Source organism: Streptococcus cristatus, from assembly GCF_963529205.1.
GTDB lineage: Bacteria > Bacillota > Bacilli > Lactobacillales > Streptococcaceae > Streptococcus > Streptococcus cristatus_O.
In genome coordinates, this window is sequence record NZ_CAURYF010000053.1 from 1 (window position 1) to 6,305 (window position 6,305).

Sequence of the window (6,305 nt, forward strand, 5' to 3'; positions counted from 1 at the left end):
ATGCCCGCTCAACAGTAGCTTTTGACACGGTTCGCCGCTATTTTGAGTATCGGGGCTTTGAAGTCAACTATATTTCCAATTTTACAGATGTAGATGATAAAATTATCAACCGGGCCAAGGAAGAAGGCATCACGCCTCAAGAGGTGGCTGACAAGTATATCGCTGCCTTTCGTGAGGATGTGACGACTTTGGGTGTCAAGCCTGCGACTCGTCATCCGCGTGTGATTGACTTTATGGAGGCAATCATTGACTTTGTGCAGACTTTGGTGGACAAGAGCTACGCCTATGAGTCAGAGGGCGATGTCTACTTCCGCGTCGAAAAGTCTCACAATTATGCCAAATTAGCCAACAAAACCTTGGCAGACTTGGAGTTGGGTGCTTCTGGTCGGACAGATGAGGAGACTGCTCGTAAGGAAAATCCAGTGGACTTTGCGCTCTGGAAGGCAGCTAAGCCAGGTGAGATTTCTTGGGACAGCCCTTGGGGAGCAGGTCGTCCGGGCTGGCACATCGAGTGTTCGGTCATGTCAACGGAGATCTTGGGTGATACTATTGATATCCACGGCGGAGGAGCAGACTTAGAATTTCCTCACCACACCAATGAAATCGCCCAATCAGAGGCCAAGACTGGCCAGACTTTTGCCAACTACTGGATGCATAATGGCTTTGTCAACATTGACGACGTCAAGATGTCCAAATCTCTAGGTAATTTTATCACTGTTCACGATGCCCTCAAAACCATTGATGGTCAGGTACTGCGTTTCTTCTTTGCTACCCAGCATTACCGCAAGCCAATCAATTTTACGGAAAAAGCTGTTCATGATGCAGCGATCAATCTCAAGTATTTGAAGAATACCTATGAGCAGCCATTTACCGGTCAGGCGGATTCTGTTCATCTTCAAGCCTTTCTAGACAAGTTCACCGCTGCTATGGACGAAGATTTCAATGCGGCTAACGGTATCACGGTTGTCTTCGAGCTAGCCAAGTGGATCAACTCTGGCAATTACACCGCTGAAGTTAAGGAAGCCTTTGCCAAGCTCTTAGAAGTTTTTGGTATCGTCTTTGTAGAAGAAGTCCTCGATGCGGACATTGAGCGCTTGATTGAGGAACGCCAAGCAGCGCGGGCTAATCGAGACTTTGCGACTGCAGACCGTATTCGAGATGAATTGGCCGCTCAGGGCATCAAGCTTTTGGATACTAAGGACGGAGTGAGGTGGACACGTGACTGATGTCAACCTGATTAACGGCATTGCCCTCGCCTTTGAGGGAGATGCTGTCTACTCCATGTATATCCGGCGTCACCTGATTTTTCAAGGTCTGACCAAGCCCAATCAGCTGCATAGGGAAGCGACCAAGTACGTTTCTGCCAAGGCTCAGGCTAATCTCATCTCTCTCATGCTGGAAGAAGGAATCCTGACGGAAAAGGAAGAGGATATCTATAAGCGCGGTCGCAATGCCAACAGCCATACCAAGGCTAAGAATACAGATATCGTCACCTACCGGATGTCTACTGGCTTTGAGGCAGTTATGGGTTACCTGCATATGACCGAAGCTATTGAGCGACTGGAAGAGCTGATTGATTGGTGTATTCGGAAGATAGAGACTTCGTTTTGATTCGCTGCTATCTTATTTATTCTAAGATTGAACTCTTTTATTAACGACCGCGAAGGTTTGAGAAACTTATATATCAAAGACGAGTTTTACATAAAGCTCGTTTTCTGATACTCCCATAAAAACAAACATGCTGTCTCAAGAAAAACTGGAAAATTTTATAGAAGATTGAGTTTGAAACTTTAAATGTATTATTGGATAAAAAGTAGGAGACAGAAATTTACGAAAAATTATTTTCAGAAAAGTATTGACATGTTTTCTGAAAAGGAGTAGAATGGCTCATGTTTTTAAAGGAGGAACTTATGTTTTCCAAGTTAAAAGGCTTTTTTATTGGACGCCCATTAAAATCTGGAAAAGAGGGCGAAGATGGCCATTTACTGACTAAGATGCAAGCTTTAGCCATGCTCTCCAGTGACGCTTTATCTTCGATTGCTTATGGACCAGAGCAGGTTGTTTTGGTCTTGACTTCTGTTTCTGTTGGTGCCATTTGGTGGTCGCTTCCCATAGGAATTGTCGTATTGATTCTATTAGCGAGTTTAACGATTTCCTATCGGCAGGTCATTCATGCTTATCCTCAAGGAGGGGGAGCTTATATGGTGACGACAGAAAATCTATCTCCAACAGCAGGTTTGATCGCTGGCGGAAGCTTGCTGGTAGATTACATGTTGACAGTGGCCGTTTCAGTCGCTTCTGGAGCGGACGCAATTACCTCTGCGATTCCCATCTTACATCCTTATAATTTACATATTTCCATTTTCCTAGTTCTCTTGTTGATGCTAATGAATCTCCGAGGATTAAAAGAATCGGCCACTTCCTTGATGATTCCTGTCTATCTTTTTATTGTCAGCACCTTATTGTTGATTGGTTTTGGTTTTGCGCAAATCCTGACAGGGAACTTAGGCTATCACGCAACTGCAAGCATTGGTAGTCCGATTGCTGGAGTAAGTTTGATCTTGCTGCTTCGTGCCTTCACTAGCGGCTCTGCTTCCTTGACAGGAGTGGAAGCTATTTCCAATTCGGTTCCCTTTTTCAAGAAACCGAAGGCCCATAATGCTGCAGCTACCCTATCGATTATGGCCTTAATTCTAGGAATCATGTTTGCGGGCATTACCTTCTTGAATTATTGGATTGGCATCGTGCCTGTCAAAGGTGTAACGACCCTGGCTCAGATGGCGCAAGCAATTTTGGGGACTTCTCCCCTTGGTCGTATCTTGTTCTATGTTTTCCAATTGTCAACTGCTTTGATCTTAGCAGTGGCAGCCAATACAGGCTTCTCAGCCTTTCCTATGCTCTCCTACAATATGGCTAAGAACAAATACATGCCTCATATGTACATGGAAAAAGGAGATCGGCTCAGCTATTCTAATGGTATTTTCACTTTGGCTTTTGGTGCCATTGCTCTTTTGTTCATCTTTAAGGGAAATACAGAACGTTTGATTCCCCTGTACACCATTGGTGTGTTCGTGCCCTTTGCTCTCTCCCAGACTGGTATGGTTGTCCATTGGAAGAAAAAATATGGAAATAATTTCTTGAAGCATTCGATTGCGAATATCCTTGGTGCGATCATTTGTTATGGGATTGTCCTTATCTTACTCTTGTTCCGTCTTCAAGATATTTGGCCTTTCTTTCCTATTATCATCGTCTTGACTTGGCTGTTTTTGTCTATCAAACAGCACTATAATAGAGTCGCTAAACAGTTGAGATTGCATGACCACATTGAGCGCCAGAACTACACTGGTAATACAGTAATTGTCCTGGTCGGGAATGTTACCCGAGTCAGTGTAGGAGCGATGAGCTATGCTCGCAGTATCGGAGATGAAGTCGTGGCAATGCACGTTTCAACAGCAGAGACTGCTGAAAAAGATGCGGAAGTCGCCGAGGAATTTGCTGACTACTTCCCAGATATTCGCTTTGAGACAGTCACGACTAGCTATCGCAATATCATCAGTCCGACAGTTCAGTATGTGATTAAAGTGGCCAAGAGAGCCAAAAAAGAAGGTCGAACAGTGACGGTCCTAGTACCTCAGTTTATACCTAAAAAGAGATGGCAGAATATTCTGCATAACCAGATGAGTTTAAAATTAAAATACTATTTGAAATGGTACGAGGATGTCGTGGTTGCAAGTTATTCTTATCACTTAAAAGAATGAGCGAATGCCTTTACTGAATGAGAAAAAGGAGTTGAAGATTTTTCAACTCCTTTATTTATTAAAAATAGCGCAGAGCTAACTTGCTTGTACATTTTGGTAATTTTGATAAAATTCTACTTTAATCTTAATAAAAGTTTCCAAGTCTCGTAAAAGTTGCAGAAGTGTAGCGCGGGTTTCAAATTCTTGCCGAGTCTTAGGAAGCGGGCGTTCGCGAAAAACAGCCAAGCAGGTTTCGATTTCTTCAACCAGCTCGTGAGCAGGATTTTCTTGACTAAGCTGCTGGGCTGTCTTGGAGAAAAGACGGGCTAAAATCAAGCTCTCGCTGGCTGCCAATTGGCAATTGTTGATATTTCCTGCCATGTCTTCTAGAATGCGATTCTGCGCCTGCCGCATTTCAAAATAGTGGATATGGTAGTTGGTCTGGTGAAAGAGGTGGTTGGAATGGTCCAGATAGACCAGTTCTAAGGCTTCTTGAAGGATAGTATCTAGTTCCTTGATTAGAGTCGCATCGTTTCGACCGTCTCCAGCTTTTAAGAAATATTCAAAACGCAGTAGAATTTTCTTCAGTTGCTCTTCAACTTGAATATGATAGTTATCAATATCTTGCTGGTTTGAAGCCATGTATAAATTAGCTAGAAGAGCGAATCCTGTTCCGATGAGGAAGACAGCCATTTCATTGGCTAGAAGAGACCAAGAAACAAAATGGGCCAGCAGCAGATGAGTGACCAAAACTGTGCTGGGGGTGATGCCTATTTCCCAGCCAAAGAGATAAGCTAAGGGAACGTAAAGCAGGATATAAATCCCTAAGCTCCAAAGGTTAAATCCTAGAAGGATGAAAGATAAGCTCCCGATGGCTAGTGCTAAAATAGTAGACAAGAGGCGGTTGCGGGCTAGTTTGATAGTGCTTCTGCGAGTGTCGGAAACGCTGAGAATGGCAATAATACCGGCTGATATAGCATTGTTCAAACCTAAAAAAGCAGCTAGAGCAGCGGCCAGGCATGTTGCGAGAGCTAGTTTGATGGTACGTTGGAGGAGAGGCATAAGCTTCTTTCTATTAAACAAAGTTTTTTCTATTATATCATGATTAGTCGAAGACTTGTGAGGATAAATATGTCAATGTTTATAAATTAGAGGAAGATGCTGCTCCATAGATGCTACGATTATGGTAGAATGACTGGAGTTGAAAAGTCGGATAGTCTAGGTGAAATTTTTTTGACTAGACGACAAATTTATCGTACAATAGAAAGTAGCGAAAAAATGCCTGGCTAAATGCCTGTGTAATCTTAAGGAGAATAACTTTGGAATTAGAAGTATTTGCAGGACAAGAAAAAAGTGAGCTTTCGATGATTGAGGTAGCACGTGCCATCTTAGAATTGCGCGGGCGTGACCATGAAATGTATTTCGATGAGCTTGTCAATGAAATTCAAAATTATCTGGAAAAATCAAATAGCGAGATCCGAGAAGCACTGCTTCTATTTTATACAGAACTGAATGTAGATGGCAGTTTCATCCCACTTGGCGATAATAAATGGGGTCTTCGTTCTTGGTATGCGATTGACGAAGTAGATGAAGAAATCATCGCTTTGGAAGAAACGGACGAGGAAGACGAGCCTAAGAAACGCAAGAAAAAACGCGTTAATGCTTTTATGGACGGCGACGAAGATGCGATTGATTACAGCGATGATGATCCTGAGGATGAGGACTCTTATGAAGAGGATCCAGCTCTTTCATATGATGAAGATAACCCAGATGATGAAAAGAGTGAGGTTGAAGCCTACGATGCTGAAATCAATGAAATAGCTCCAGATGATCTCGGCGAAGAAGTTGAGTTAAATGAAGAAGACGATGAATATTCTGACGATGATCAGGATGTTGAAGACGAAGAATAATATCCAAGAAACAACTGCTTTATTTTAGAAGCGGTTGTTTTTGCGTTCTAACATGTTCCAAAATGTCCCTGAGATGTCGAAAAATTTTGCGTTAGGAACCAGTTGGGGCAAAAAATAGACAGGATGGAGGAATGAAGCCTGAAGGAGAAGATTTTCTTGTAGAATCATATTATCAAAGGAAAAGGAGATAACATGAACTTCAAGGAACGCTATGAGAAAGTGCAGTGGATTGTTCGGCGCTGTGCACGGGATTATTATATACATTTATGGGAGAGTAGTGATTGGGAACAAGAAGGCATGTTGATCTATCACCAGCTAGAAGAAAGTCATCCAGATATCAGTCAAGACGAAAGTCGCCTCTATCGCTACTTCAAAACAAAATTTAGGAATCATATTCATGACATTCTTCGTAAGCAAGAGAGCCAAAAACGCCGCTTCGATCGTCAGTCTTATGAAGAAGTTGGAACCATTAGTCATAGACTGAGTAAGCGCGAACTAGGCTTAGATGATTTAGTCGCTCTTCGAAGTTCGTTAGCAGCCTACACTTCTCAGTTAGATAAAGAACAACTAGAGTTATACCACCGTTTACTAGGCGACGAACGGTTTAAGGGACGTAAAAGATTGTTGCGAGAGTTAGGGGAATATTTAAGAGACTTTA

Annotated in this window: 6 protein-coding genes; 5 read left to right on the plus strand and 1 reads right to left on the minus strand. The window is 42.7% G+C overall.

The window, feature by feature from the left end; genetic code table 11:
- The 3 genes from cysS to RWS39_RS08950 all read left to right on the plus strand — a co-directional run.
- The coding region (cysS, locus tag RWS39_RS08940) for a cysteine--tRNA ligase (protein ID WP_314482700.1) at positions 1-1,226 on the plus strand (1,226 nt) is incomplete at its 5' end.
- Complete coding sequence (locus RWS39_RS08945; RefSeq protein ID WP_314482702.1) at positions 1,219-1,611, plus strand: Mini-ribonuclease 3; 393 nt, start codon at positions 1,219-1,221, stop codon at positions 1,609-1,611. The genes cysS and RWS39_RS08945, both read left to right, overlap by 8 nt.
- A 299-nt stretch (positions 1,612-1,910) precedes the next feature.
- Positions 1,911-3,758 carry an APC family permease gene (locus RWS39_RS08950; protein WP_314482705.1) on the plus strand — a complete coding sequence of 616 codons (1,848 nt, stop codon included), beginning with the start codon at positions 1,911-1,913 and terminating at the stop codon, positions 3,756-3,758.
- A 75-nt stretch (positions 3,759-3,833) separates the two neighbouring features.
- Here the strand turns inward: RWS39_RS08950 and RWS39_RS08955 are convergent, their stop codons facing one another.
- The gene (locus RWS39_RS08955) at positions 3,834-4,799 is read right to left on the minus strand and encodes an aromatic acid exporter family protein (RefSeq protein WP_314482708.1); all 966 of its coding nucleotides are present in this window, start codon (positions 4,797-4,799) and stop codon (positions 3,834-3,836) included.
- A 257-nt stretch (positions 4,800-5,056) separates the two neighbouring features.
- On the opposite strand from RWS39_RS08955, the gene rpoE reads away from it, so the two are divergent.
- The gene (gene rpoE / locus RWS39_RS08960) at positions 5,057-5,647 is read left to right on the plus strand and encodes a DNA-directed RNA polymerase subunit delta (protein WP_314482710.1); all 591 of its coding nucleotides are present in this window, start codon (positions 5,057-5,059) and stop codon (positions 5,645-5,647) included.
- Positions 5,648-5,839: 192 nt separating this feature from the next.
- The coding region (locus RWS39_RS08965) for a sigma-70 family RNA polymerase sigma factor (RefSeq protein WP_314482713.1) at positions 5,840-6,305 on the plus strand (466 nt) is incomplete at its 3' end.